This is a genomic window from Cardiobacterium valvarum (assembly GCF_900460955.1).
GTDB classification, from domain to species: domain Bacteria; phylum Pseudomonadota; class Gammaproteobacteria; order Cardiobacteriales; family Cardiobacteriaceae; genus Cardiobacterium; species Cardiobacterium valvarum.
This window is the reverse complement of record NZ_UFUW01000001.1, coordinates 63,474-87,843: the sequence shown is the minus strand read 5'-3', so window position 1 is coordinate 87,843 and position 24,370 is coordinate 63,474. Positions and strand designations below refer to the sequence as shown.

22 protein-coding genes and 3 tRNA genes are annotated in these 24,370 nt (G+C 61.0%); 9 read left to right on the top strand and 16 right to left on the bottom strand.

What is annotated here, in order from left to right:
* Nucleotides 1-57: 57 nt before the first annotated feature.
* Both DY250_RS13555 and DY250_RS00425 read right to left on the bottom strand, forming a co-directional pair.
* Entirely contained in the window at nucleotides 58-621 is a 564-nt protein-coding gene (locus DY250_RS13555; RefSeq protein ID WP_006985561.1) for a hypothetical protein, read from the bottom strand.
* A gap of 29 nt (nucleotides 622-650) precedes the next feature.
* Nucleotides 651-908: a hypothetical protein gene (locus DY250_RS00425; protein WP_115610437.1), complete on the bottom strand. Its 258-nt coding sequence runs from the start codon at nucleotides 906-908 to the stop codon at nucleotides 651-653.
* Nucleotides 909-1,095: 187 nt separating this feature from the next.
* On the opposite strand from DY250_RS00425, the gene DY250_RS00420 reads away from it, so the two are divergent.
* Complete coding sequence (locus tag DY250_RS00420; protein ID WP_115610436.1) at nucleotides 1,096-1,515, top strand: helix-turn-helix domain-containing protein; 420 nt, start codon at nucleotides 1,096-1,098, stop codon at nucleotides 1,513-1,515.
* Between the two features lies 1 nt (nucleotide 1,516).
* The gene (locus DY250_RS00415; RefSeq protein ID WP_115610435.1) at nucleotides 1,517-2,431 is read left to right on the top strand and encodes a mevalonate kinase family protein; all 915 of its coding nucleotides are present in this window, start codon (nucleotides 1,517-1,519) and stop codon (nucleotides 2,429-2,431) included.
* A 532-nt stretch (nucleotides 2,432-2,963) separates the two neighbouring features.
* Here the strand turns inward: DY250_RS00415 and DY250_RS00410 are convergent.
* From DY250_RS00410 to DY250_RS00400, 3 genes are read right to left on the bottom strand one after another with little or no spacing between them, the layout of a single operon-like run.
* Nucleotides 2,964-4,085, bottom strand: a complete 1,122-nt coding sequence (locus DY250_RS00410; RefSeq protein WP_115610434.1) for a M20 family metallopeptidase — start codon at nucleotides 4,083-4,085, stop codon at nucleotides 2,964-2,966.
* Nucleotides 4,086-4,094: 9 nt separating this feature from the next.
* The gene (locus tag DY250_RS00405; RefSeq protein WP_115610433.1) at nucleotides 4,095-4,559 is read right to left on the bottom strand and encodes a YjiG family protein; all 465 of its coding nucleotides are present in this window, start codon (nucleotides 4,557-4,559) and stop codon (nucleotides 4,095-4,097) included.
* Complete coding sequence (locus tag DY250_RS00400) at nucleotides 4,556-5,347, bottom strand: nucleoside recognition domain-containing protein (protein ID WP_115610432.1); 792 nt, start codon at nucleotides 5,345-5,347, stop codon at nucleotides 4,556-4,558. Before DY250_RS00400 ends, DY250_RS00405 begins: the two co-directional genes overlap by 4 nt.
* Before the next feature lie 330 nt (nucleotides 5,348-5,677).
* On the opposite strand from DY250_RS00400, the gene DY250_RS00395 reads away from it, so the two are divergent.
* Entirely contained in the window at nucleotides 5,678-6,496 is an 819-nt protein-coding gene (locus DY250_RS00395; RefSeq protein ID WP_115610431.1) for a class I SAM-dependent methyltransferase, read from the top strand.
* Nucleotides 6,497-6,549: 53 nt separating this feature from the next.
* Here the strand turns inward: DY250_RS00395 and DY250_RS00390 are convergent, their stop codons facing one another.
* The 5 genes from DY250_RS00390 to DY250_RS00370 all read right to left on the bottom strand — a co-directional run bounded on the left by DY250_RS00390 (nucleotide 6,550) and on the right by DY250_RS00370 (nucleotide 10,424).
* Nucleotides 6,550-7,512, bottom strand: coding sequence for an ABC transporter substrate-binding protein (locus DY250_RS00390; RefSeq protein ID WP_115610430.1), 963 nt, complete (start codon nucleotides 7,510-7,512; stop codon nucleotides 6,550-6,552).
* 123 nt (nucleotides 7,513-7,635) lie between these two features.
* Nucleotides 7,636-7,712: transfer RNA gene (locus tag DY250_RS00385), tRNA-His, on the bottom strand.
* A gap of 10 nt (nucleotides 7,713-7,722) precedes the next feature.
* A tRNA-Arg gene (locus tag DY250_RS00380) sits at nucleotides 7,723-7,799 on the bottom strand.
* 11 nt (nucleotides 7,800-7,810) lie between these two features.
* A tRNA-Pro gene (locus tag DY250_RS00375) sits at nucleotides 7,811-7,887 on the bottom strand.
* Nucleotides 7,888-7,946: 59 nt separating this feature from the next.
* Entirely contained in the window at nucleotides 7,947-10,424 is a 2,478-nt protein-coding gene (locus DY250_RS00370) for a mechanosensitive ion channel domain-containing protein (protein ID WP_115610429.1), read from the bottom strand.
* A 539-nt stretch (nucleotides 10,425-10,963) separates the two neighbouring features.
* On the opposite strand from DY250_RS00370, the gene gorA reads away from it, so the two are divergent.
* Nucleotides 10,964-12,313, top strand: a complete 1,350-nt coding sequence (gene gorA / locus DY250_RS00360) for a glutathione-disulfide reductase (protein ID WP_115610427.1) — start codon at nucleotides 10,964-10,966, stop codon at nucleotides 12,311-12,313.
* Nucleotides 12,314-12,406: 93 nt separating this feature from the next.
* Here gorA and DY250_RS00355 read toward each other — a convergent pair whose 3' ends face one another.
* Genes DY250_RS00355 through DY250_RS00345 form a run of 3 tightly spaced genes read right to left on the bottom strand, consistent with a single transcriptional unit; the run spans nucleotide 12,407 to nucleotide 16,651 of the window.
* Complete coding sequence (locus DY250_RS00355) at nucleotides 12,407-13,063, bottom strand: hypothetical protein (protein ID WP_115610426.1); 657 nt, start codon at nucleotides 13,061-13,063, stop codon at nucleotides 12,407-12,409.
* Entirely contained in the window at nucleotides 13,060-14,307 is a 1,248-nt protein-coding gene (locus DY250_RS00350) for an NAD(P)/FAD-dependent oxidoreductase (RefSeq protein ID WP_115610425.1), read from the bottom strand. Before DY250_RS00350 ends, DY250_RS00355 begins: the two co-directional genes overlap by 4 nt.
* Complete coding sequence (locus DY250_RS00345; protein WP_115610424.1) at nucleotides 14,294-16,651, bottom strand: MMPL family transporter; 2,358 nt, start codon at nucleotides 16,649-16,651, stop codon at nucleotides 14,294-14,296. Before DY250_RS00345 ends, DY250_RS00350 begins: the two co-directional genes overlap by 14 nt.
* Before the next feature lie 179 nt (nucleotides 16,652-16,830).
* On the opposite strand from DY250_RS00345, the gene rimO reads away from it, so the two are divergent.
* Entirely contained in the window at nucleotides 16,831-18,162 is a 1,332-nt protein-coding gene (gene rimO / locus DY250_RS00340; protein ID WP_172542113.1) for a 30S ribosomal protein S12 methylthiotransferase RimO, read from the top strand.
* A 191-nt stretch (nucleotides 18,163-18,353) separates the two neighbouring features.
* Here the strand turns inward: rimO and DY250_RS00335 are convergent, their stop codons facing one another.
* Nucleotides 18,354-19,046: a hypothetical protein gene (locus tag DY250_RS00335; RefSeq protein WP_147293423.1), complete on the bottom strand. Its 693-nt coding sequence runs from the start codon at nucleotides 19,044-19,046 to the stop codon at nucleotides 18,354-18,356.
* Nucleotides 19,047-19,171: 125 nt separating this feature from the next.
* Here DY250_RS00335 and dut point away from each other — a divergent pair, with 125 nt between their 5' ends.
* From dut to DY250_RS00320, 3 genes are read left to right on the top strand one after another with little or no spacing between them, the layout of a single operon-like run.
* Entirely contained in the window at nucleotides 19,172-19,630 is a 459-nt protein-coding gene (dut, locus tag DY250_RS00330) for a dUTP diphosphatase (protein WP_115610422.1), read from the top strand.
* A gap of 1 nt (nucleotide 19,631) precedes the next feature.
* Nucleotides 19,632-20,144 carry an SMI1/KNR4 family protein gene (locus tag DY250_RS00325; protein WP_218565514.1) on the top strand — a complete coding sequence of 171 codons (513 nt, stop codon included), beginning with the start codon at nucleotides 19,632-19,634 and terminating at the stop codon, nucleotides 20,142-20,144.
* Nucleotides 20,145-20,158: 14 nt separating this feature from the next.
* The gene (locus DY250_RS00320; RefSeq protein ID WP_115610421.1) at nucleotides 20,159-20,827 is read left to right on the top strand and encodes a response regulator; all 669 of its coding nucleotides are present in this window, start codon (nucleotides 20,159-20,161) and stop codon (nucleotides 20,825-20,827) included.
* Nucleotides 20,828-21,059: 232 nt separating this feature from the next.
* On the opposite strand, the gene lpdA is transcribed toward DY250_RS00320, so the two are convergent.
* Nucleotides 21,060-22,790 (bottom strand): dihydrolipoyl dehydrogenase, encoded by a 1,731-nt coding sequence (gene lpdA / locus DY250_RS00315; protein WP_115610420.1) that lies wholly within the window; start codon nucleotides 22,788-22,790, stop codon nucleotides 21,060-21,062.
* Between the two features lie 56 nt (nucleotides 22,791-22,846).
* On the bottom strand, nucleotides 22,847-23,797 hold the full coding sequence (gene trxB / locus DY250_RS00310) for a thioredoxin-disulfide reductase (RefSeq protein ID WP_115610419.1): 951 nt from the start codon (nucleotides 23,795-23,797) through the stop codon (nucleotides 22,847-22,849).
* Nucleotides 23,798-23,943: 146 nt separating this feature from the next.
* On the opposite strand from trxB, the gene ruvX reads away from it, so the two are divergent.
* Nucleotides 23,944-24,369, top strand: a complete 426-nt coding sequence (gene ruvX / locus DY250_RS00305; protein ID WP_115610418.1) for a Holliday junction resolvase RuvX — start codon at nucleotides 23,944-23,946, stop codon at nucleotides 24,367-24,369.
* The last annotated feature ends 1 nt before the right edge of the window (nucleotide 24,370 follow it).

Sequence of the window (24,370 nt, the reverse complement as noted above, 5' to 3'; positions counted from 1 at the left end):
AATCGTAGGATAAGTTTTAGTCAACCGATTAAGACATGCTGAATGTTTCAGTAATTTTTACTCTGCAATTTCCACATATATTCGCCCGCCAGACATTTCAGTAATAGAAATGTCGATAGTATTATTATTGCTTAATTCAGCAATGGCATAATGTACATTGCCTTCTGTTTCTAAAATTCCAACACTTCTACATGAGATTGGTTTATGGAGTTGCTCTTTGAAGATTTGTGTTGTTATTTCACAAGCGGAACGCTCTAATGTTGATTGCCCATCTCCAATAGGAAATATTAAATACATTATAAAAATTATAAATGATGCTAACCAAATCCAGAAAAATACTTGGGATTGTCTTAAGATATTACTACGCTTCCATATGTATACAGGATATAACAGAATTGGCCATAAGATATTGCCTACTGTTACCCCTTCTTTTTTCCAGAGAAGGTAGTCTATAGTACATAATATAGTAGGTAGGATAGTAAAAATTTGCCCTATAATATTATTGTCATATCTAATGAGTAATCTATCAAAAAAGACTGCTATCAATGGGAATATAGCAGCACATGTTGCAATAATATTACTAGGTATAAGTAACTTAGATTGATTTTCAACGCTTTCCATTTTTAATCCCAGTTAAATATCCATAATTTCTAATTTGTTTTTGGCTCAAAGAAAAAGTGTTCTACTGCAACCACAATAGAAGCTATCATAAATGGAATGGAAATAATTAAAGGAATTGGCACAAACATATTAACTAAAAAGAAAAGGAATACAATTTGCTTTGGCCAATACCAAGTATTAGAAATCCCTTGCTTTTTCTTTTTGTTATATGCTTTTGTAGCCACTATTAGAGATAATACAAAAAATAGGGTTATCAATACCATAAATACAATCTTAATTGTGTCCATCTTGGTCTCCTTTAGGATAAATATAACTAGCCGACCATCTTGCAAAGATAGGTCGTATCTTAGAGCTGTTACTTAATGTGGAAATCACATCAGTTAATCATAAACTCTGTAGATATTTTCGCTATAATTACCAACCTTAACCACATACAACTTTTATCAGTAACTATCCCTAATAGTGTAGGTTCCCATGAAAGTACACGACAAAATCCGCACCATGCGTGAATTGCGGCACTGGTCGCAAGAGGAAATGGCTGCCCGTCTGAGCATGTCCACCAATGGTTACGCCAAGCTGGAGCGTGGCGAAACCCGTCTCAATATTCCTAAACTGGAGCAGATTGCCGGGGTATTGGATGTTGGTCTGAATGATTTGATGGCGATAAGCGAGCGCAGCGTAATTTGCCTCTTTAATGAAAACGGCCCACATAGCAATAATTACTACGCCAATTCCTCACAAGAGCTCACCACCGAAATCAACCGTCTGCAACAGCAATTGCAGCATCAGGAAGCCCTGGGCGCACAAAAGGATGCGCTTATCGCCCAGCAGGCGCGCGAAATCGAGACCTTGCGCACTCTGGTTGCCGTTCTGCAAAAAAACGGCAGCGCCTGAAATGCCGCAACTCACCGCTTCGGCACCCGGCTCAATCATGGTGACGGGCGAGCATACTGTGGTCTATGGCGCGCCCGCTATTGTCTGTGCCGTCGCCGCACGTGTCCGCATTCATCTGCGCACCCGCGCCGACCGCCGCCTCCTCATCCACAGCGCCCTCGCCGACTACGCGACCGATCTTGATACCCTCGCCGATCATCCCAAGCTGCGTTTCATCCTCGCCGTCTTGCGTCAGGCGCCGCCCGTCTGCGGTCTGGAGCTCGATATTGTGAGCGATATTGACCCCACCCTCGGCCTCGGCTCTTCCGCTGCCGTCACCGCCGCGCTTACCGCCCTGCTCGCCCGCCTGAGCGGCGAGGCGTTTGACCCCGCCGCCCTACACCGTGCGGCGCACCGCACCATTCTTGCCGTGCAAAAGCGCGGCAGCGGTGCGGATCTTGCCGCTTCGCTTGTAGGCGGTATGGTTGCTTACACGCCAGCCATGGATGCTGCACCGGCCCGCATTAGCGCGCTGCCCCTGCCGCCGACTGGTCTCAGCCTGCGTTATGCGGGTTATAAGACGCCGACGGCCGAGGTGCTGGCGCAGATTGCTGCCCGTGCCGCCGCCGATCCACAGTGCTATCAGGATCTTTACGCGCATATGGGCGAAAACAGCGCGGCGACGATTGCCGCCATCGCGCGCGGCGACTGGCCGGAGGCTTATCGCCTGCTGAACGGCTACCAGCATTTGCTGGAGGAGCTCGGCGTTTGCGATGCGGTGCAGGCGGCGCATCTTGCCGCTGCGCGCCCGCATGCCCATGCGGTGAAAATCAGCGGCAGCGGTCTCGGCGATTGTATTCTTGCCTTCGCCGATACGCCGCCCCCGCAGCATCAGGCGGTGGTTGTTGACGGCAACGGCCTCCGCTTTGAGGTATAGCGGCCAGAGCGCTATACGGCGCTGATTTATCCCCCTTTCCGGAAAGAGTCCTGTGTATGCGGCCTTCATGTACAACAAAAGCCCCGTGGCCGTCTGGTGGAACCGGCATTTACACCGCTTGGCGGCATTGCTTCCAGGCAACTGCAAAGATCGCTCCAAGCGGGCTTACGCCTGCCCGGTGGGCTGAAGCCAACCCCGACCTTCTTCACGGGAGGATCTCTCGTTTGGATGCGCCAAGCGGCGTCATTACCGGGTCCATCAGCGGCGTGGTTATCGGGTTTTATAGAGACGTTGCCTGCAACGTCTCAAAAATAAAAGCGCGTTGTTTCCCCGCTTGGCAGTCATGTTTGCCCGAAGCGCAAAAAGCAGGCCGCGCCTGCCCGGCGGGCTGAAGCCCGCCCTACGCCCGCCAAGCGGCGTATTTGCCGGGCCCGCCAAGCGGCGTATTTGCCGGGCCCGCCAGGCGGCGTATTTGCCGGGGCGCCAAAAGGAAACGCCCCCGGGCGGGGGCGCTTGTTGTTGCCGAACCTGCTCAGGCGGCGGCGATTTCTTCGATGGTCGCTTTCAAGAGAGCGACGCGCGGTTCGATGCTTTCGATTTCCAGGTATTCTTTGTCGCTGTGGAAGCAGGCACCAATCGGGCCGAAGCCGTCCAGCGAGGGGATGCCGTGCGCCGAGGTAGTATTGGCGTCCGAGCCGCCGCCGACCGCCTGCCAAGTGATCGGCAGGCCGATTTTTTTGCCCGCCGCTTCGACGAAGTGCATCAGTTTTTCCGTGCCGGCGTTCATCACCATCGCCGGTTTTTGCGATTTGACGGTGATGTCCACACGGACGCCGTCCACGAACGGTTTGGCGGCGAGTTTGTCGAGCAGCGCCCTGATTTCGTCGTATTTGTTGTTGTCCCAGAAGCGGAGATCCAGGGTGGCTTCGGCGCTGTCGGGGACGACGTTGCTGGCGCTGCCGCCCTTGACCAGGCCGATGGTCAGGCTGGTGCCGTTCGCGTAGTCGTTGTGTTTGCCGAGTTCGAGGATCCAGTGCGCCATTTCGACGACCGCCGAGCGGCCTTTTTCCGGGTCGTTGCCGGCGTGCGAGGCGATGCCGTGGAAATTGAGGATGAAGGTGGCGTTGCCTTTCCTGCGGTTCACCAGTGAGCCATCGGCGCGGGCGGATTCGCAGACGAGGACGTAGGCGGCTTTTTTCGCTTCTTCGAGTATCCACGGGTCGGAATGGATGGAGCCGATTTCTTCGTCCGGATTGTGCAGCACGGCGATGGAGAGTTTATCGAGCACTGCCGGGTCAAGTTCGGACAGCGCCGCATACATGGCGACGACACCGTTTTTCATGTCGGCGACGCCGGGGCCGTAGGCGCGGTTGCCTTCGACCTTGAAGGGGCGGGCGGCAGCGGTACCGGCGGGGAAGACAGTGTCAATGTGGCCGATGAGCATCACATCGTAGTGGTCAGGGTTTTTGCGGTTGGTAATGAGCAGCCCGGGACCGACTTCGTCGTGCAGGTGTTTGCGCGTGACGTGCCAGCCGAGGGCGGTGTATTTGTCGGTGAGCATGTCGGCGATTTTGCCGACGCCTTCCGGCTGGTAGCTGCCGCAGTCGGTATTGATGAAGGGTTTTAAGTGTTCAAGGAAGATTTCTTTTTTCATGATGTTCTCCTAGACGAGGATTTGCATGACGACAAGGGAAAGCAGGGCGTTGATGACGGAGATGAGCACCATTACCGGGATGTATTTGCCCGGCACGCCAACCACGCCGAGCAGGCGCCCGATGTATTGCACTTGCGAACCCATCAGGTACATCGCCGGGGCGAGGACGGCGACGTCGTGCAGGCTGAGGGTGTCGGCTGCGAACAGGCTGGAGGCAACGCCAACGCCGCCGCCCATTGACAGCCAGGCGGCAAGCAGCACCATCAGCGCTTCGCCGGGCAGACCAAAGACGCGCATCAGCGGTCCGCACAGGTTGCCGATGAGGTCGAGGATACCGGTGAGTTTGAGGAAATAGATGAGGACGAAGGCCATCAGCACGTTCGGCAGCATGCTGCCGGTGGCGATGCCCCAGCCACGCCGTACACCGCTGACGAAGACGTCGGTGATCATCGGTTTTTCGTTTTGTTCGCTCATGATGGGTTCTCCGGTTGGGCCGGTGCTTTACGGTCGGCGAGGTTGAGATACAGCCGCATCAGGTTCGCGCCGAAGAATTTGAAGAGGAAGAGGACGGCGAAGCAGATGCCGATGGTGGTCGGCACGCCCTGCGTCGTACCGTCGGCAGCGACCGAGGTCAGTGCCAGGAGCGCCGCGCCGGAGCCGAGGAAGTTGGTGATGGTCGCGCCCGCGCTGAACTGGAACATGCAGAAGATTTCCCGCTCGCGCGCGTTGATCTGCCCCTGGTCGTAGAGCGCACGGGTCAGCGCCGCGCCGGCGTCGGTGGACTGGAAACTGGCGATCATGGCAAGCCCCGTGTCGCCGGGAATGCCCATCAGCGGCCGCAGGATGCGTTGCAGCAGGCGGCGCATCGCTTCCAGCGCGCCGTAGTGTTCGAGCACGGCGATGATGCCCATGGCGAGGAGGGTGGTCGGCACCAGGGTCAGGGCAAACATGAAGCCCTGCCGTGCGCCTACGCCGCCTTCACCGCTGAAATTACCGGTGGTGTAGGTCCCCGGCTCTTTCGCCTTGGTGTCAGGGATGACGACTTTGCCGAACTTGCCGTTCAGGGTGTTGAAGTCGAAAACGCTGAAGATATCGTGCACTTTCTTCGGCTCGACATTCATCTGCTGCGCGATGGTGGTGCCGAAATTTTTGACCGGCCCGCTGACGCTGATGCCGGAGAAGAAAATCACCGCAAACAACAACGCGATATAGGCGCCGACACCCGCTTTGCGCGGTGCGGTGGGAGTAGGATTTTCCTGCATAAACACCTCTTGACGATAAATGAACAACAAACAGCGTGCAAAAGCTGTGGACCTTTGGCGAAAAATTATCGCTATTACGCATTATTGAGGAGTCGGATAGGAAAAGTCCAGTGCTGGTTGTAAATTATTTTCTGTAATAATAAAAGGTTAGCACAAAATATTGGCTGCTGCCGAAAGGCAGCCTGCGCAAGTTCAGCATCGTGCCAATATGGGGAAGTCCGTGTAGGATAGTGGAAATTTGAGGTTATGTTACCACATTTTGCACGACGACAAACAGCCAGCAACGGCGTAAAATTGCGAACCTCTCCTATTTGTAAGTAAGGAAATCCCATGTCCGACAAAATCACCCTCGATCTCACCGTCCTCTCCGAAACCCTGCTCATCCCACTATGGGCAAAGGCGGTCGAACAGCAACAATCCGCACCGCTTCTTGTGGACCCGGTCGCGCCGCAGATGCTGATGCGCCTGGATTACGATTTCAGTAAATACGGCAAAGCCACCGCCTCACAGGTGGGCTGCTGCGGGCGGGCGTGGCTCTTCGACGAACAGGCGCGCCGCTTCATCGCCGCTCATCCTGATGCTGTGGTGGTGCAGATTGGCGCGGGGCTGGATGCGCGTTATGAGCGTCTCGGCCGCCCGGCTATCACTGCCTGGTACGACCTTGACCTGCCCGAAGTCATTGCCTTGCGCCGCGAGCTGCTGCCGGAATCCGGCAATATCTACTTGAGCGAATCGCTCTTTGCTTCCGGCTGGATGGATCGTGCCGCCGCTCACGGTAAACCGGTCTTGCTGCTCTGCGAAGGGGTGCTGATGTACTTTGAGGAAAGCGAGGTGCGCGCCTGGCTGGCGACCCTTGCGCAACACCTGCCGCAAGCGACGCTGGTGTTCGATATCATCCCGACCATCCTAGTCGGCCGCGCCAAGCGGCATGATGCCCTCGGCAGCATGAAAAAAGCCCCGCCGGAGATGAAGTGGTCGGTCAAGGACAGCCGCGAACTGGAAACCTGGCTGTCGGGATTGGCGCTGGAAGAAGAGCTGCCGTTGAGCAAGACCTGTGGCAAACGCTATCCGCTTTTCCTGCGTCTGCTTTACGCCCTCGGCGCGGGCAGCAAGCTGGATCAGCGCGTTGTGCGGGTGAAGCTGCCGTAAGTAGAGCGACGGCAATAAAAAACCCCGCCTGGCGGGGTTTTTGCCGAGCAGAACTAGCCGAAAAGGTTGGCATCCGGCGCCTTGCCGCCGACGATTTTCGGGTTGAGTTGGTACATTTCGCCCAAGAATTGCAGAATTTCCGTGCCGATGTCTTTGGCGCGCACGGCGGTCAGTGCGGAATGTTCAAAGGCGCGTTCCAGCGCGGGCACGGAGGCGGGCATGTAGTTGGCAGCGATTTCCGCCGCGCTTTTGTTGTTGGCGGCGACCCAGTCCAGCGCGGCCAGCAGGTCTTTATCCAGCGCGGCAAGGAAATCGGCCTGCTCTTTGACGACCGTCTCCGACACCATCAGTCCCGCTTGGGCGATGCCGTTCTGCGTGCCGAAGGATTCGTTCCAGATTTTGTCGATGGGGAAGCTGCGCACTACGTTCACGCCTTCTTGTTTGCCTTTGAGGATGGAGGCACTGGCGAGCGGTTCCGGCAGCAGGGCGTGCGGGAAGTCTTTTTGCAGGAAGAGGGTGACGGCTTCCGGCGGGGTGGCGGTGTAGGTGACAAGATTGGTGAGGTCGATACCCGCCCGCTTGGCGAGGATTTGCAGGACGAGGTCGGGCATGTCGCCCTTGAACGGCATGACCAGTTTCTGCCCGGCGAGATCTTTGAGGCCGGTGATGGGTTTGCCTTTGCTCATCACGGCGAGCAGGCCGCGCGTCATGATGTTGTGCAGGACGACGGGCTGGCCTTGTGCGCGCAGGTTGGCGGCGACGTAGCTGGGCACGATGCTGATTTCGATGCTTTTGTTCAAAAGGCCCGCGCGCAATTGGTCGGGACTGGTCCAGCTTTTTACGGTGAAGGGGCGGATTTTGCGCGCTTCGCCCATTTGTGCCGCAACGGCAAGCAGCACGGTCGGCGTGACCGGCGGTCCCCACAAGGTAAAGGCGCTGTCGGCAGCACGCAACGGCAAGGCGGTAGCGGCAAAGGCGGCGGCGGTCGCGCCGATGAATTGGCGACGTTTTAACATGTCATGCTCCGGTGATGAATGGTCCGGGCATTATAGGAATGGAGATAGCGAATAGGAATGATTCCTGTCAATGCCATTCGGCAGGCATAAAAAAAGCGCCTTGCGGCACTTCTCTTGCTTAAATGGGGTGGATGATGGGAATCGAACCCACGACCTCCGGAATCACAATCCGGCGCTCTAACCATCTGAGCTACACCCACCATATTTTTATGGCGCACCCGACAGGACTCGAACCTGTAACCTACGGCTTAGAAGGCCGTTGCTCTATCCGGTTGAGCTACGGGCACTTAACCTTGACTGGTCGGAGTAGAGGGATTTGAACCCCCGACCCCCTGGTCCCAAACCAGATGCGCTACCAGACTGCGCTATACTCCGACGCGGGATGAGGCGCGCATTCTAGTGGGCGCCCTGCGCATCGTCAAGCACTCTCTCTGTTATGGCGAAGTGGGCGCATCGCCAGCACCGCTGTCAGGCAGGTTGCTGAGGTCATCCGGCTTGCTGACCGGCGACGGGGCAGCGGCTTTTTCCACAACAGGCACGGCAGGTGCAGCCTTCTCTTCAGCGCGATAACGGACATGTAGCGGCGGTGCGCTGCCGTCCTTGTCCTGCCCAAAATAAATTTCCATATGCGGATAGGGCATCTCGATTCCTGCCGCGTCGAAATACATTTTCACCAGACGGTTATAGGCGCGACCGACCGTCCACTGATCGCCCGGCGTCGTTTTGATCGACACACGCAGCATCACCGCGCTGTCGGCGAGCTGAGAAACCCCTTGAATATTAATCGGTTCCAGGATGTAGCGTTTCATCTCGCCCTTGACCAATTCATTGAACGCCGCGCGCAGTTGTTCCATCGCCTCGTCCACATTCTCGCGGTAGGCGACGCCGTATTCGGCGATATGGTTGGCGTGGCCGCGCATATAGTTCGATACCCGCGTAACGTTGGAAAACGGGATCAGGTGATACGTCCCTGAACTGTCGCGGATGCCGACCGAGCGGATACCGACCTGTTCGGCACGGCCGGTGATGCCGTCCACCGTGACAATATCGCCGGTGTTGATGGCGTTCTCGATCTGGAAAAAAATCCCGGTAATCACGTCTTTCACCAGCGTTTGCGCGCCGAAACCGACCGCAAGACCGAACACCCCGGCACCGGCAAGCAGCGGGCCGATATTGATGCCCACCTCCGTCAGCACCATCAGCGCCGCACTGGCAAAAATGACCACTGCCCAGCCGCTGCGGAAGAGTGACAGCAGCGTCTGTGTGCGTACCCCCGGCGCGCCGCTGCCCACTTCCGGACTCAAATACCGCTCGATCAGTACCAGCGACACCAGCCACACCGCGAGTGCCACCGCCAGAATCAGGCAGACATTCGAGAAGCGCGCGAGCAGGGCATGACCCAGTGCCGAGCGTTCCCAGGCACTGACATCCACCACATGCCACGTCGCCAGCAGCTCAAAAAACACCAGCCACAGCATTACTATCCGCACTAGGCGCAGCCCCAACGGTACATAAAAATTCAGCCGCTTTTCCAGACCGGGCAGACGCCGCGCCGTATCAGGCGAAAAACGGATGGGACGGCCTATCCGCTGCGACAGCAACATTGACGCAAGCAGCGCCCCGCCGACCAGTGCCAGCGAATACAGCGTGCCGCGCAGCACAAACGGCAGCGACTTCTCGCCGCTCAATAGCGTCAGCACCAACAGCATCGAAAAATAAGCAATCGCCAGCCAATGCCATAGCGGGGCGAATACCCGCAGCGTCCCGGAAAAAATCGCGCTACCGGAGGCATCCGCCGCCTGCCGCAGGGCGAGGCGCACCGCTGTGCGCTGGCGGATGACCACCACCATGCCATAAACAAAAGCGCTGAGCGCAAGCAGTGCCGAAAACACCAGTCCCAGCGATGGCGACAGGAAAATCCGGATCAGCGGGAATACCACCAGATAGCCATAACCGAGCAACTGCAACAGCGTCGCAAACCAGCGGTTCCAGTACGCTGCCGCCTTATCCGTGCACGTCAGCAGGCGCAGGCCGGGAAAACGTGGATAAAACACCAGGCGTACCCCGATGCGCAGCGCCTCCACCGCCACAAACGCGCGCATAAAAAACGCCGCCTGCGTTGAGAGTGCCCCTGTCTCGCCGACCACAAACACTGCCAGCACATTGGCAAACACATAAGCAAAGAGCAGCAAGAGGGCATCGCAGAGTGCAGCCATGCCGACACCGAGCAGACGGCGCGACAGCGGCGACAACTGCGCTCCCTGCAACACCCAGCCCTGCAACCGCGCCTTCGCCCCGCGCGTAGCGCGGTGCAAGCCCCACAAAAACGACAACGTTGCTGCCACCAGCAGCGCCAGATTCAACGCCGTCTGCTGCAGCACCTGCCAATTCACCGCCTGCAACATCAAATCGCGACCACTGAACGCACCGACCAGCGCATCCCAACTCTCGGCAAAACGCGAACCCACCTCGCGCAGCACCTGCACCCCGGCCTCAGCCACTTTTTTCGGCCAGGCGGCGGCAGACACCACTGCCGCGCGCGCATTCTCGGCGACCGACTGCAACGCTGCTGCCTCCGCCTGCACCTCGTCCTTCTTCTCCCCGGCGGGTGCCTCCGCCGCAACTGCTTCCTGCCCCTCCGTCGTCTCGCCTGATGCCGCCGTATCCGCAGACGCTGCCGCATCACCGGCCTGTGCCGCCGTCGTGGCTGCCTGCTCCTTGCCTGCCGCCTTCCCGGCTGCTTCCAGCCGCCGCAACTCCGCTACCAGCGCCTTGCGCTGCGCCGGATTCTCCAGCACATCGGCGAGCGCCGCCCAAGCGGTGGCTTCATCCGTTTTGCCGCCTGCCTTACCACCATCTGCCGCCCAAAGCGGCGCCATCAGCAAACCCAAAACCAACACCAACCACCGCATCGTGCACTCCCTTCAAAATTAAAAGAAGCGCATAACATACACCAAGCCCGCAGTGCCCCGCTTGCCGGGCCAGTATTTACACCGCTTGACGGGCCCGGCATTGACGCTGCTTGACGGGCCCGTCGTCTGCGACACCCAGGGGCTGACCCTCTATTACGGCAACCGCATCCGCGCCCCAGCGCCACCGATTACGCCGCCATCGCCCGCGTCGCGCAGGACTACCTGCACCAGCACGCCGCGCCGCGCGTCATGGCACGTCTTGATGCCCACGGCCTGCACCTCTACCGCCCCAATGGCCGCAGCGACAGCATGGCGTGGCAGGACATGCGCAGCATCCGCGCCATGCTGCGGCGGGCAAAGAACGACCCGCTGACCCACTTCCGCCTCAGCGACCATGTCGGCGCAAATCCTCTACCTGCTGCTGGCGCTGCTCAACTTCTACGGCGAGCGGCTTTATGCCCGCCACCCCTGACACGCATATCCGCCGGGCAGCTGACTTTTTATAATGCCCCTCTTTCAGTCAAGCACACGGAGATTCCATGCAAACCTTCGACCTCATCTGCATTGGCGGCGGTTCCGGCGGCATCGCCACCGCCCGCCGTGCCGCCGAATACGGCGCGAAAGTCGCCGTTATCGAAAGCGCCCGCCTCGGCGGTACCTGCGTCAACGTCGGCTGCGTGCCGAAAAAACTCTTCTGGTACGCCGCGAACACCGCAGAAGCGCTCGCCAACGCCCCGCGTTTCTTCGACGGTATCCCGGCGCAGCCCGCTTTCCGCTGGGACGCCTTCAAAGAAGCCCGTGACGCCTACATCGCTCGCCTGAACGACATCTATGCCACTAACCTCGACAAAAGCGGCGTCACCCTCATCCGTGGCGCAGCACGCTTTGCGTCCGCCGATACCGTGTGCGTCGGCGACGACACCTATCGCGGCAAGCACATCGTCATCGCGACCGGCGGCTATCCGGAAATCCCCACGCACATCGCAGGTGCCGCACTCGGCAGCACCTCGGACGACTTCTTCGCCCTGGAACGCCAGCCCAAGCGCGCCGTCATCGTCGGCGGCGGTTATATCGCCTGCGAAATCGCGGGCATCTTGCAGGCGTTGGGTACGCAGTGCCACATCGTTATCCGGGGCGAACGCCTGCTGCGCGCCCACGACGCCGACATCGCCGAGACACTGGCGGACGCCATGCGCACGCAAGGCATCACCATCCACCGGGGCACGCAGGTGCGGCAGGTGGAAAAAAACGGCGCCGATTACAGCATCACCCTCAATGACGGCAGCACCCTCACCGCCGATTTCCTCCTCTGGGCGATGGGGCGGCACGCCAATACCGCCGCACTCAACCTCGCCGCTGCCGGCGTTACCGTGCGCGACAACGGGCAAATCCCGGTCGATGCCTTCCAGAACACCAACGTGCCCGGTATCTATGCCATCGGCGACATCACCGGCGCCGCCGAGTTGACCCCGGTTGCCATCGCCGCCGGCCGCCGCCTCGCCGCCCGCCTCTTCAAAGGCGACGCGGATGCCCGTCTGGATTACGAAAACATCCCGACCGTGATGTTCACCCACCCGCCTATCGGCGTCGTCGGCCAAGATGAAGCGGCGGCGCGCGCGGAATACGGCGCGGACAACGTCAAAACCTACCGCGCCGCCTACAACCCGATGGCGCGCGCCTTTGCCGCGCATGCGGCGAAAACGCTGATGAAACTGGTCTGCGTGGGCGAAGACGAACGCGTCGTCGGCATCCAGATGATCGGCGACGGCGTCGATGAAATGCTGCAAGGCTTTGCGGTGGCGGTGAACATGGGGGCGCGCAAACGCGACTTCGACAACACCGTCGCTATCCATCCGACCAGCAGCGAAGAACTGGTCACGCTGCGCTGAATGCCATTTCCCCGCCGCACATGAAAACACCCCGCTCAAGCGGGGTGTTTCCATATCGCGCGTAGGGTGGGCCTTGGCCCACCGCTTGGCGGGCTATAAGGGTTCACCCAATCGGCTCAGAACGGCATCCATCGCGGCGAAGCGCGCCGCGTCCGAAGAGGCATATTTGAGCTGGGTGTCGGCTTCGTCGGCGTTGAGCAGGACGATGCTGTCGCTGTCGTGGTTGCCGTAGATGGCGATGCCGCACAGCCAGTGGGCGAAGCCAAAGGGTTTGCGGCGGAAATGCCGTTCCAGTGTCGCCCGGGCGGCGCGATCCAGCTGGTAGAAATCGTCATCGCCGCCGTAAGGCAGGGCAAACATCGCTTGCAGGTGCGCCATCGCCAGCAGGAAGGCGCTGGTCGTTGCGCTTTCCTGCTGCCAGTGCCGACGGTCTTCGCTGACCCACACCGGCGGGTCAGGGAGGTGCAGGTCGGCATGGCGGATGCCCCACACGCAGCAGCCCTGGTTCTCGTTATAGAACACGAGATGGTCGGGGGTCTGATGCCGGGCGGCAGCGTCCGGGGTGAGCAGGTCGTCCTGGGTGTGGTTCAGCTCGCGGTGTTTGCCCAGCGTGCGGTAATAGTGGGCGAGGACGGCAGGCAGGCCGCCGCAGAGTGCGTGCAGTGGCGCGAGTTCGGCGGCGCTGTAGCCGTAATCGCCGTTATCCAGGGCGTAGAGACGGCGGATAAGCGGGCAGGGGTCGGGGGTCATGCCCGCCCGCGCACGGTTTCGGCCAGGGCGGCGAGGCGGCGCGCAGGTTTTTCGACGTAGGGGTTGGTCGTATCCCAGGCATAGCCGGCGAGGATGGCGCAGATCATGGCACGGATGTCGGGGTTATCGTCGCTGGCGTAGATGACATCCTGGAAGCTGCCGTCGTACCAGCCGAGGACGTAGGTTTTGAACGCTTCCACGCCGATGGTGAGTTTGGCGGCGTAATCCTGGGCCCAGTCCACCGCCTCATTGCGCAAGGTGCGGGTAACGGCCTGGGCGGCGAGTTGCGCCGACACGAGCGCGACGGTGACGCCGGAGGAGAAGACGGGATCGAGGAATTCGCTGGCGTTCCCCAGCAGGGCGTAGTGGTCGCCGTAGAGGGTGCTGACGTTGGCCGAATAGCCGCGAATGCTGCGTATCGGCATGCCGTTATCCCAGTTGGCGTCTTTGAGGAAGCGGGTGAGCAACGGCACATCGGCGGCAGCCGTTTTGAGGATGCTTTCATTATCAGCGCCAAGCGCGGCAAGGCGCGCCGGTTCGCCGACCACGCCGATGGAGGCGGTGCCGTCGGCGAAGGGGATGAGCCACAGCCACACGTCCCGCAGCTGGGTCGGGGTGGAGATGAGGATTTTGTTGCGGTCGTAGGCAGGGTCTGTGATGTGGTCTTTGATGTGGGTAAAGACGGCCATGCGTTCCGGCAGCACGGACGGGCGTTCGAGGTCAAGGAGGCGCGGCAGGACGCGGCCATAGCCGCTGGCATCGAGCACGAAGCGGGCGTGCACGGTGTAGCGGCTGCCGTCTTCTGCCTGCACGCTGACTTCCGCGCCGTCGCCGGTGTCGCGGTAGGCAGTGACTTCGTGGCCGAAGCGGATTTCCGCGCCCTGTTTGCCGGCTTCTTCAAGCAGTACCTGGTCGAAGTCGGCGCGTTTGACCTGGTAGGTGACGCCGGGGCCGGCGGTGTATTTCTGGGTGAAGTCGAAGGCGGTGTAGCGCTCGCCCCAGGTGAAGGCGGCGCCGTTTTTCATCTGGAAGGCGCGGTTGGCAGCGGCGTGTTGCACGGCGGCGGTCATTTTCGCCTCGCTCAGCACTTCCATGCAGGCGGGCAGCAGGCTTTCGCCGATGACGAAGCGCGGGAAGTGGCTTTTTTCGAGGATGAGGACGTCGAACGATTGCTGGCGCAGCAGCGCGGCAGCGACGGCGCCGGAGGGGCCGCCGCCGATGATGAGGATGTCACGGTTTTCCATGGGGTTCCTTGATGTTGGATGGGAAGAGCCAGGTGGCGAAGGTCAGCGAGAGGGCGATGCCGATGGCGACAGTGGCGCCGAAGGCGGCAACCGCCGGGGTTGCGGACAGGGCAAGAATACCGAAGCTGGTTATGGTGGTCAAAGCAGCGAGCAGCATGCCGCGATAGCGTATGGCGGCAGGTGCGCCGCCGCTTTTGGCGTACACGGCGTAGTCCACGCCGATGGCGCTGATGAGCAGCAGGCCGAAGGCGGCGAAAAGGCTGATGGGGATGGCGAGCGCGCGCAACAGGGCGACGGTGGCGATGGCGGCGGCAAGCGGTACAGCGAGGATGCTCAGGCTGTCGCGGCGGTTGAAGCCGGCTGCGCGCAAGATGCCCCAGGCGACAAGGTAGGAGGCGAGTTTCAGCCACAGCGCCTCGCTGCGCGTCGCGCCGAACAGGGTATTCAGGCGGGCGCGGCGGTCGTGGTAGCGGATAGCGTCGCCGTCAGCCAGGGCAGCGAGGGCGGCGCTGTCGCGCACGCCGTAGAGGGTGACGCGGGTATAGGCGGGGCAGTCGCTCGTGGACGGGGCTTGTTGTCCCTGCCCCTCCACGGGGGAGGGGGTGGTTATGGCGTGGGCATCAGGCGGGCGACACCGCCGCCCCAGGTAATGCCCCTGCCAGCGCACGGCGAGCGGGCTGGCGAGTTGTGCGGCGATGTCTTGCGGGGCGTTGGCAGCGGCATGGCGCAAGGCATCGTGCACCTCTGCGGCGGGGATGCCGAGGTCAGTCAGTACCTGCCACGCCGCCGGTTCAGCGGCGAGGCGCTGCAAATCGGCAGCAGTCGCCGCTTGCGCATCCGTCGTCCACACCCACTGGCTGATGGCGCTGTAATCCTGCACCGCGCCTGCCGCTTTGGCGGCATCAAGCCGCGCTGCCAGCGCCGCATCAAGGCGCAGCAGCGCGTCTTCATCCGCCGCGCGCAGCAGGTATTGCTGCGCGGCAGGCTCGACCCCGCTGATGCGCGCCACCTCCGCCGCCTGTTGCAACCATTGCGGCGGCAGGGCGATCCACTGGCGGATATCGTCCTGCCAGTCGCTGTGCCACAGACCAACGGCCAGCAGGGCGAGGGCAGGGATAACCAACACCCGGCGGCGCAGGGCGCGGCTGCCGCGCAGCAAGATGTCAGCGAGGCGGCCAAAGGCGGGGTTCGCGCGCGGGCGGAAGCGGCGGAAAAGCGGCGGCAGCGTCCACAGCGTCGTCAGCCAGGCGATCGGCAAGGCGGCGAGGGCGAACACGGCGCTTTGCCGCAGGATGGGCAAGGGCGTTGCCAGCAAAAAGGCGTAACCGGCCAGCGTTATCAACAGACTGATCAGGAAGGGGCGACGCAGGGCGGCAAGGGCGCTGTCCGCCTGCCAGTCCGGCGCGGTGCTCTTGCCGAGCCAGTGCAGCGGGAAATCGAGGAGGAGGCCGATGAGGCTGCTGCCGATGACCAGTGTCAGCAGATGCACGCTGCCGCATAGCGCGACCACGGCAGCGAGGCCGCAGACGAGGCCGCAGGCGAGCGGCAGGGCGATGAGCAGCACGCGCGCCCGGCGGAAGACGACGCCGGCGAGGAGCAGGGTCAGCGTCGCGCCGAGGGCGGACATCCAGTGACCTTCCGCTTCGCCCGCCTGCCGGCTGCTGGCGGCAAACACCGCCGTGCCGGCGACGTGCAGGGTGGCACCCTGCGCGGCGGCTTGTGCCGCGCTGTGCTCAATCAGCGGGATGAGGCGCGCCTCGCCGAGAATGTTCGGTGCGTCAGCGAGGGTGGCGCGGATGAGCAGCCAGCGTTTGCCGTCTGCTTCACGCACGAGGTAGCCGTCGCCATCGGCCTGCCAGTGCGCGGCGAGCGGCGCGGGCAGGAAACGGCTGAAACTCAGCCAGTCCTCTTGCGGCGGCAGCATGGCGACGGCGAACGGGTTAGCCAGATCGGCGGCGCGGGCGGCGAAATAGGCGGCGGGGTCGTCATGCAGCTGCTGCCGCGCGGCGGGCGGTAGGGCGAGGAAGCCGCGCTGGAAAAAAGCCGCGCGCAGTTCGTCCAGTGGCGGCGTGCGCGCAATGGCGATATCGGCAACGAGACCGCTGGCCTGCCAGTCGCGAACGACGGCCTGCGCGGTGGGCAGCGGTGCGTCGGCACCGACGAGCAGCAGCAACTGCCGCCCCTGCGCCGTCTCTGCTGCCTGCAACAATGTCTGCTCCCGCGCGGGCAGGGCGGCATCAGGCGGCAACAGCGCGTCCATGTCGCTGGCGGCGAAAGGCGCGCGCATCAAGAGGAACAGCGCGGCGAGAAGGCTGAGGATGAGGGGGAAAAGAGCGCGGGGCATAATCGGTGTACTTGCTTGGTTAGGCGGTGGTGAGGCCGGATTTTATCCCGCCTGGCGGATGGCCAGGGCAAACATTCGTGTCGCCAAGCCGCTTGCTACCGGGAGCGCTTTCCTTTTGTAGGGGATTCGCGGCGAAACCGCTACAATCTCCGCCCTTTTTTTACAACGACACCATCATCATGAACCAGGCCCCACACCAACCCACCATCGGTTTCGTCAGCCTCGGCTGCCCGAAAGCGCTGGTCGATTCCGAACGCATCCTCACGCAAATCAGCGCCGACGGCTACGCCATCAGCAAAAACTACGACGACGCCGACCTCGTCATCGTTAACACCTGCGGCTTCATCAACGAAGCCGTGGCCGAATCGCTCGCGACCATCGGCGAAGCCATCCGCGAAAACGGCAAAGTCATCGTCACCGGCTGCCTCGGCGTGCAGCCGGAAAAAATCCGTGCCGTGCATCCCTCCGTGCTCGCCATCACCGGCCCGCAGGCCTACGAATCGGTGATGAGCGCGGTGCACGAACACCTGCCCAAGCCGCCCTACAACCCGCACCTCGACCTCATCCCCTCCTCCGGCCTCAAACTCACCCCGCGCCACTACGCCTACCTGAAAATCGCCGAAGGCTGCGACCACAAATGCACCTTCTGCATCATCCCCGACCTGCGCGGCCGCCTGCAAAGCCGCCCTATCGGGCAAGTCATGCGCGAAGCGACGAACCTCATGAAAAACGGCGTGAAAGAACTGCTCATCGTCGCCCAGGACACCGCCGCCTACGGCGCGGACAGCCGGCACCAGATGGACAACTGGAATGGCGCGATGCTGCCGACCCGCCTCTACGAACTGGCGCAGGAACTGGGCCGGCTCGATGCCTGGGTCCGCCTGCACTACGTCTATCCCTACCCGGACGTGGACGCGCTCATCCCGCTCATGGCCGATGGCCGCATCCTGCCCTACCTCGACATCCCCTTCCAGCACGCCAGCCCCGCCATCCTCAAAGCGATGCGCCGCCCCGGCAACAGCGAACGCGTCCTCGAACGCATCCGCCGCTGGCGCGAGATTTGCCCCGACCTCGCCATCCGCAGCACCTTCATCGTCGGCTTCCCCGGAGAGAGCGAAGCGGATTTCGAAGAATTGCTTGATTTCATTGAAGCTGCCGACATCAACCGCGCCGGCTGCTTCGCCTACTCACCTGTGGACGGTGCGCCGGCGAACGCCCTGCCTGGCGCCGTGCCGGAAGCCGTCAAACAAGAACGCCGGCAACGCTTCATGGAAAAACAGGCGGAAATCAGCGCGCGTTTGCTCGCGGATAAAGTTGGCGACGTGCTGCCGGTCATCATCGACAGTGTGGACGCGGACAGCGACAGCGCCATTGGCCGCACGCCCTACGACGCGCCGGAAATCGACGGCGTGGTACACATCAGCGGCGTCAGCGGCATAAAAGCGGGCGACATCGTCCATGTGAACATCGACGACAGCGACGACCACGACCTTTTCGGCAGCGTGTATTAAGCTTTTTTGGTCATAAAAAACCCGCTGCGGCGGGTTTCATGCCGCCATGCCCCCGGCTACCCTTGCCGCCATCCACTTCGCGCGTCCGCGCAAATAGCGGCAAGCCCAGGTTTTATCCCGCTTGAGCGGCCACACCTTGCCCTCGCGCACAAAAAACGGGACGCCGCAGCGCCCCGTTTCCCCGCTAACCCTCAAAACTTCGGCGGGTTGTCCTTGCGTTCCTGCTCCTTGATGGCGTTTTCATAGCGCGGATCATCCAGGCGCAAATTGATAAAAAACGTTGATTTGACGAGTGACAGCGTCGGGTCGCTGTCAATACCGCAATCATCGCCACACCAGATATAGAAAACTGTCCCGCTGCCTTCATTCCCGGTCATTCTCACCGGTTCCCCATATTTCTCCTCGGCAGCTTTGAACATCTCGGAGCCATCTTCTTTGGCACCTCTTTCCTTTTGATAATCAACTGACGAGACCACCCGCTTTTCCGGCTGCCCATGCAGATAATCCGGCCGGAAACGCACTGTCATTTTGTTTCCTGCACCGTGACCATGCTTGACACTGAAATACGCAGGAATTTTTTCGCCCGTTTTTTCATCTTTATCCGGGTATGGTTCGGGCTCGATGTCCTTATCCGTCAACTGCATTTTCTCCTTCACCGCCGCCGTGGCTTCATCCCAGCTCATACCCAGGCGGACACCGGCAATATCCAGTTGATACACATCCACAGCCTTCTGACTGCTGGCTGCTGGCGCACTCTCTTGCGAAGAAGCGACAGAGGAGGCAGCAGCGTTTTCCGCTTGTGCCTTGCCGTCATCACTTTTACTGTCGCAAGCGGATAGCGCGACGGCCAAAAACAGGGTGGTGCATAAAGTACGTTTCATCATGAATTCCTTAAAAAAATGGATTACAGCGGCAGAACCGCCGCGCCGCAGATTACGGATTAGCGCACGCAAAAACAAGCCGCGAACCGCTAAGATAGCCGCCCCTCCCCACAGAACGAAGGACCCCCATGCACAGCCTCGACCTGAAAATTCTCGACCCCCGCCTCGGCGATACCATCCCGCTGCCCGCCTACGCCACCGCCGGCAGCGCGGCGATGGACCTGCGCGCCGTTTTCGATGCCGATACTTACACTCTGAACGCAGGCGCGGGCGCGCTTATCGGCACAGGGCTTGCCATTCATATCGCCGACCCCGGCTACTGCGCCCTCATCCTGCCGCGCTCAGGATTGGGGCATAAACACGGCATCGTCCTCGGCAACCTCGTCGGCCTCATCGACAGCGACTATCAGGGCGAGCTGAAAATCCCGCTCTGGAACCGCAGCCGCAGTGCCTACACCATCACCCTCGGCGAGCGCATCGCGCAAATGCTCATCCAGCCGGTCGTCCGCCCGGCGCTCAACCCCGTCAGCGACTTTGCCGCCAGCGCGCGCGGCACCGGCGGCTTTGGCCATACCGGCAGCCACTGATATGGATTTCGTCACCGCCCTGCGCACCCTGCGCGCCGCCATCGACGACCCCGCCCGGCATGGCGAACGCTGGCACTTCACCACCCGCATCCCCGATGCCGCTGAACTGACCGACATCCGCGCTGCCACCGCAAACGCCCTGCCGGAAGACTATTACCGCTTCATCGCCACCTGCGGCAGCGGCGAATACTTTGACGACGACTGGCCAGTCGTCTTCTACGACGCCGCAGAACTGCGCGCACAAAACGCCTACTATCAGGAACTGCTCGCCGAAGAACTCGCCGCATTGCCGCCCGATGCGCCCGCGCCGCAGAACGGCCGCCTCATCGTCGTGGGGGAACATCAGGCCATGGGTGACTGGTTCGGCTTTGACACCAGCCGTGCTGTGCCAAACTTCGACATCTTCATCCACGACGCCGCCGATCCGTCCACCTACGCCGAAGAAGCCGAGTGGCGCCACTTTGCCGACTGGATCGGGCAGTGTGTCGCCAGCAAAGGGCAAAGCACCCTGTAAACCAAGGAGAACCCATGCGTATCCTGCTTGCCGAAGACGACCGCATGATTGGCGAAGCCGTCGTCGCCGGCCTCAAAGACGCCGCCTATGCCGTGGACTGGGTCAGGGATGGTGCGATGGCGACCCGCGCCGCCGCCAGCGAGACCTACGACTGCATCCTGCTCGACCTCGGTTTGCCGAAGAAAGACGGGCTGGACGTGCTTGCCGACATCCGCCGTGACAGCGCCGCGCCCATCCTCATCCTCACCGCCCGTGACGACCTCGACAGCCGCCTGCGCGGCCTCGACGGCGGCGCGGATGACTACCTCATCAAACCCTTCGACATGGCGGAGTTACTGGCGCGGATGCGCGCCGTGCTGCGCCGCCGCAGCGGCAGCGCCGACAGCCTGCTGGATAACGGCATCCTCAGCCTGAACCCCGCCACCCGCGAAGCACGCCGTCTGGATAGCGGCACCGCCACCATCCTCACTGCACGCGAATACACCATCCTGCACGCGCTGATGCAGCGCCCCGGCCATATCCTCTCGCGCAGCGACCTCGAAGACAAAACCTACGGCTGGGGCGAGGAAGTGGAAAGCAACGCCATCGACTACCTCATCCACAGCCTGCGCAAAAAACTCGGTGCGGACAGCATCAAAAACGTGCGCGGCGTCGGCTGGTGCGTCGCCAAGCGTGGTGAGTGAAAACGCGGGATTACTCCGCTTGGCGGCTGTCCGCGAGCCCAGCGTTTTTCCCGCTTGGTGGCCATCCGCGAGCCCAGTGTTTGTCCCGCTTGGCGGCCGTCCACGAGCCCAGTGTTTGTCCCGCTTGGCGGTCGTCCGCAAGCCCAGTGTTTGTCCCGCTTGGTGGACCCGATATTTACGCCGCTTGGCCACAAAAAAGCCCCCAGACGGGGGCTTTTTGTTAGCCACGGCGTTATTTTTTCTGCGGCGGCAGGTCGGTGCAGGTGCCTTCGGCCACTTCGGCAGCCATGCCGATGCTTTCGCCGAGGGTCGGGTGCGGGTGGATGGTCAGCGCGATGTCGGTAACGGTGGCATCCATTTCAATGGCAAGTGCCAGTTCGGAGATCATGTCGCCTGCGCTTGGGCCAACGAGGGCGCCGCCGACAACGCGGTCGGTGTTTTTGTCGATGATGAGCTTGGTGAAGCCGTAGTCACAGCCGTTAGCCAGGGCGCGGCCGGAGGCAGCCCAGGGGAAGACGGCTTTGCGCACGTCGAGATTCTGCGCGGCGGCTTGCAGTTCGGTCACGCCAACCCAGGCGACTTCCGGCGAGGTGTAGGCCACGCTGGGGATGACGCGGGCATCGAAGAAGCTGTTGGCATCGCCGGCGGCGACTTGCGCGGCAACATGGGCTTCATGCACGCCTTTGTGTGCCAGCATCGGCTGGCCGACGATGTCGCCGACAGCGAAGATATGCGGCTGGGTGGTGCGCATTTGTTTGTCCACTTTGATGAAACCGCGTTCGTTGACGTACACACCGGCTGCGTCCAGGTTGAGCTGGTGGCCGTTCGGGCTGCGGCCGACAGCGACGAGGACGCGGTCGTACACTTGCGGCTCGGTCGGCGCCTGGGTGCCTTCAAAGGTGACGTGGATACCGTCTTTTTCGGCGGTAGCCGCGACGGTCTTGGTGCTGGTCATGATGTTGTTGAAGCGGTGGTTATTGCGTTTTTCCCAGACTTTGACGAGGTCTTTGTCGGCGCCTGCCATCAGGGTGTCGGCCATTTCAACGATGTCCACTTGGGTGCCGAGGGTGGCGTATACGGTCGCCATTTCCAGACCGATGATGCCGCCGCCGACGATGAGCAGACGCTTCGGCACGTCTTGCAGGGCAAGGGCGCCGGTAGAGTCGATGATGCGGTCATCCTGCGGCATGAAGGGCAGTTTGACGCTGCGCGAACCGGCGGCGATGATGCATTGTTTGAAGGGGATGGTTTGCGTCGCGCCTTTGTCGTCGGTGACGGTGACTTCGTGGCTGCCGGCAAATTTGGCGGTGCCGTGTACGACGTTGACTTTGCGCATTTTGGCCATGCCGGCGAGGCCGCCGGTGAGCTTGCTGATGACGCCTTCTTTGTGTTTGCGCAGGCTTTCGACGTTGATTTTCGGCGCGTCGAAAGTAATGCCGCTGCCGGCGACGCTATGCGCTTCTTCGACGACTTCGCAGACGTGCAGCAGTGCTTTGGACGGGATACAGCCGACGTTGAGGCAGACACCGCCCAGGGTTTGATAGCGCTCGATGAGGGTGACTTTCATGCCGAGGTCGGCGGCGCGGAAGGCGGCGGAGTAACCGGCCGGGCCGGCACCGATGACGAGCATATCCACGGCGCCGTCGGGGCCGCTGGCGGCAGCTGCCGGGGCTGTGGCGGGTTTGTCGGCAGCAGGTGCTGCGGCAGCGGCAGGGGCGGCAGCACCGCCGATATCGAGAGTACCGATGGTGTCGCCGGCGGAGACTTTGTCGCCCACTTTGACGGTCAGGGTGGCAATGACGCCGTCTGCCGGGGCAGGCACGTCCATGGAGGCTTTGTCGGTTTCGAGGGTGATAAGAGAGTCTTCTTTTTTCACGCTGTCCCCGGCCTTAACCAGGATTTCGATGATGTCAACGTTGGCGAAGTCCCCAAGGTCGGGGACGATGATGGGTTGGGTTGCCATGATGTGTTACCTCGCTTTTGACTGAAATGAAACAAATGTATCAGTGGCTGATTTTATCACTGTCCTAAGGCTTTTTGCGCCAGGAAGCGCTCGGCATCCAGCGCCGCCATACAGCCGCTTGCCGCTGAGGTAATGGCCTGGCGGTAGGTCTGGTCGGTAACGTCGCCGGCGGCGAAGACACCGGGGATGGAGGTTTGGGTAGCGTTGCCGTGGTTGCCGCCCTGGATGGTGATGTAGCCATTATCGAGGTCGAGTTGGCCGGTGAAGAGAGTAGTGTTCGGGCTGTGGCCGATGGCGATGAAGATGCCGTCCACGTCGAAGGTTTCGTCCCTGCCGTCTTTATAGTGAATGCTCGCGCCATTCACGCCTGCTGCGTCGCCGTGGACTTCTTTCAGTTCGGCGTTGAGCTTCAGGGTAATTTTGCTGGCGGCGACTTTGTCGTGCAGTTGGTCAAGCATGATTTTTTCGGCGCGGAAGGCGTCGCGGCGGTGGATGAGGGTAACGTGTGCGGCGAGGTTGGCGAGGTAAAGCGCTTCTTCCACGGCGGTATTGCCACCGCCGACCACGGCCACCGCTTTGTTGCGGTAGAAGAATCCGTCGCAGGTGGCGCAGGCGGAAACGCCTCGGCCTTTGTAAGCCTGTTCGGAAGGCAGGCCGAGGTATTTGGCGCTCGCCCCGGTCGCGATGATGACGGCTTCGGCGACATAGGTGTCGCTGCGGGTCCTCACGGTAAAGGGGTAGGTGGCGAAATCAACGGCGGTGACAGTGTCGCGCACGATAGTGGTCTGGAAGCGTTCGGCGTGCGCCAACATGTTTTGCATCAGTTGCGGGCCCTGGATGCCTTCTGCCGCTCCGGGCCAGTTGTCCACTTCGGTGGTGGTCATCAGTTGTCCGCCCTGTTCGAGGCCGGCGATGAGAACGGGGTTTAGACCGGCGCGGGCGGCATACACGGCAGCGGTGTATCCGGCAGGGCCGGAACCAATGATGAGGACTTTGGCTGGGATCATGGGATTCCTTATGTGTTTGGAGGAATGTTTGATATGGGGACGCGGTTCGGTTTTTCCATTTATGAACGAAAAATGGCACAAACATTACGCTTGCATTTCACAAAGTTAATGTGCATCATGCCTCGCGAGGCTTTATGGGAGGTGGTGTGGCTGCTAAATGGATTCTCGCGCTGGATGTCGGTCAGCGTAAAACCGGCGTGGCTGTCGGGCAAACTTTGACCGCGACGGCGCGCCCACTCGCAGTTATCCGTCATCCTGCAGCGACGCTGGAAGCCGCGCAGTTTGCCGCGTGGGTTGCGGAATGGTCGGTCTCTGCCATCGTCATCGGCTGGCCGCAATTGCACGATGGTAAGGAGCATCCGCTGGCGCCCGCCATCCGTCGTCTGGCCGATAAATGCCGCGAGGCATTTGCCCTGCCGGTGTATTTTTCAGATGAATATCTGAGTTCGCACGAAGCACGGGCACGTCTGCCGGCCGCCAAAGAGGTCGATGCCATGGCTGCCGTGGTTATTGCAGAAGACTGGCTGGCCGCAGAGGAACGGGGGAATAGCATGGGAGCGTCGCAATTTTAAT

What these genes read in the sequence shown, in the direction of transcription:
- DY250_RS13555 (WP_006985561.1), bottom strand. Translation starts at nt 621, where the DNA reads ATGGAAAGCGTTGAAAATCAATCTAAGTTACTTATACCTAGTAATATT.
- DY250_RS00425 (WP_115610437.1), bottom strand. Translation starts at nt 908, where the DNA reads ATGGACACAATTAAGATTGTATTTATGGTATTGATAACCCTATTTTTT.
- DY250_RS00420 (WP_115610436.1), top strand. Translation starts at nt 1,096, where the DNA reads ATGAAAGTACACGACAAAATCCGCACCATGCGTGAATTGCGGCACTGG.
- DY250_RS00415 (WP_115610435.1), top strand. Translation starts at nt 1,517, where the DNA reads ATGCCGCAACTCACCGCTTCGGCACCCGGCTCAATCATGGTGACGGGC.
- DY250_RS00410 (WP_115610434.1), bottom strand. Translation starts at nt 4,085, where the DNA reads ATGAAAAAAGAAATCTTCCTTGAACACTTAAAACCCTTCATCAATACC.
- DY250_RS00405 (WP_115610433.1), bottom strand. Translation starts at nt 4,559, where the DNA reads ATGAGCGAACAAAACGAAAAACCGATGATCACCGACGTCTTCGTCAGC.
- DY250_RS00400 (WP_115610432.1), bottom strand. Translation starts at nt 5,347, where the DNA reads ATGCAGGAAAATCCTACTCCCACCGCACCGCGCAAAGCGGGTGTCGGC.
- DY250_RS00395 (WP_115610431.1), top strand. Translation starts at nt 5,678, where the DNA reads ATGTCCGACAAAATCACCCTCGATCTCACCGTCCTCTCCGAAACCCTG.
- DY250_RS00390 (WP_115610430.1), bottom strand. Translation starts at nt 7,512, where the DNA reads ATGTTAAAACGTCGCCAATTCATCGGCGCGACCGCCGCCGCCTTTGCC.
- DY250_RS00370 (WP_115610429.1), bottom strand. Translation starts at nt 10,424, where the DNA reads ATGCGGTGGTTGGTGTTGGTTTTGGGTTTGCTGATGGCGCCGCTTTGG.
- gorA (WP_115610427.1), top strand. Translation starts at nt 10,964, where the DNA reads ATGCAAACCTTCGACCTCATCTGCATTGGCGGCGGTTCCGGCGGCATC.
- DY250_RS00355 (WP_115610426.1), bottom strand. Translation starts at nt 13,063, where the DNA reads ATGACCCCCGACCCCTGCCCGCTTATCCGCCGTCTCTACGCCCTGGAT.
- DY250_RS00350 (WP_115610425.1), bottom strand. Translation starts at nt 14,307, where the DNA reads ATGGAAAACCGTGACATCCTCATCATCGGCGGCGGCCCCTCCGGCGCC.
- DY250_RS00345 (WP_115610424.1), bottom strand. Translation starts at nt 16,651, where the DNA reads ATGCCCCGCGCTCTTTTCCCCCTCATCCTCAGCCTTCTCGCCGCGCTG.
- rimO (WP_172542113.1), top strand. Translation starts at nt 16,831, where the DNA reads ATGAACCAGGCCCCACACCAACCCACCATCGGTTTCGTCAGCCTCGGC.
- DY250_RS00335 (WP_147293423.1), bottom strand. Translation starts at nt 19,046, where the DNA reads ATGATGAAACGTACTTTATGCACCACCCTGTTTTTGGCCGTCGCGCTA.
- dut (WP_115610422.1), top strand. Translation starts at nt 19,172, where the DNA reads ATGCACAGCCTCGACCTGAAAATTCTCGACCCCCGCCTCGGCGATACC.
- DY250_RS00325 (WP_218565514.1), top strand. Translation starts at nt 19,632, where the DNA reads ATGGATTTCGTCACCGCCCTGCGCACCCTGCGCGCCGCCATCGACGAC.
- DY250_RS00320 (WP_115610421.1), top strand. Translation starts at nt 20,159, where the DNA reads ATGCGTATCCTGCTTGCCGAAGACGACCGCATGATTGGCGAAGCCGTC.
- lpdA (WP_115610420.1), bottom strand. Translation starts at nt 22,790, where the DNA reads ATGGCAACCCAACCCATCATCGTCCCCGACCTTGGGGACTTCGCCAAC.
- trxB (WP_115610419.1), bottom strand. Translation starts at nt 23,797, where the DNA reads ATGATCCCAGCCAAAGTCCTCATCATTGGTTCCGGCCCTGCCGGATAC.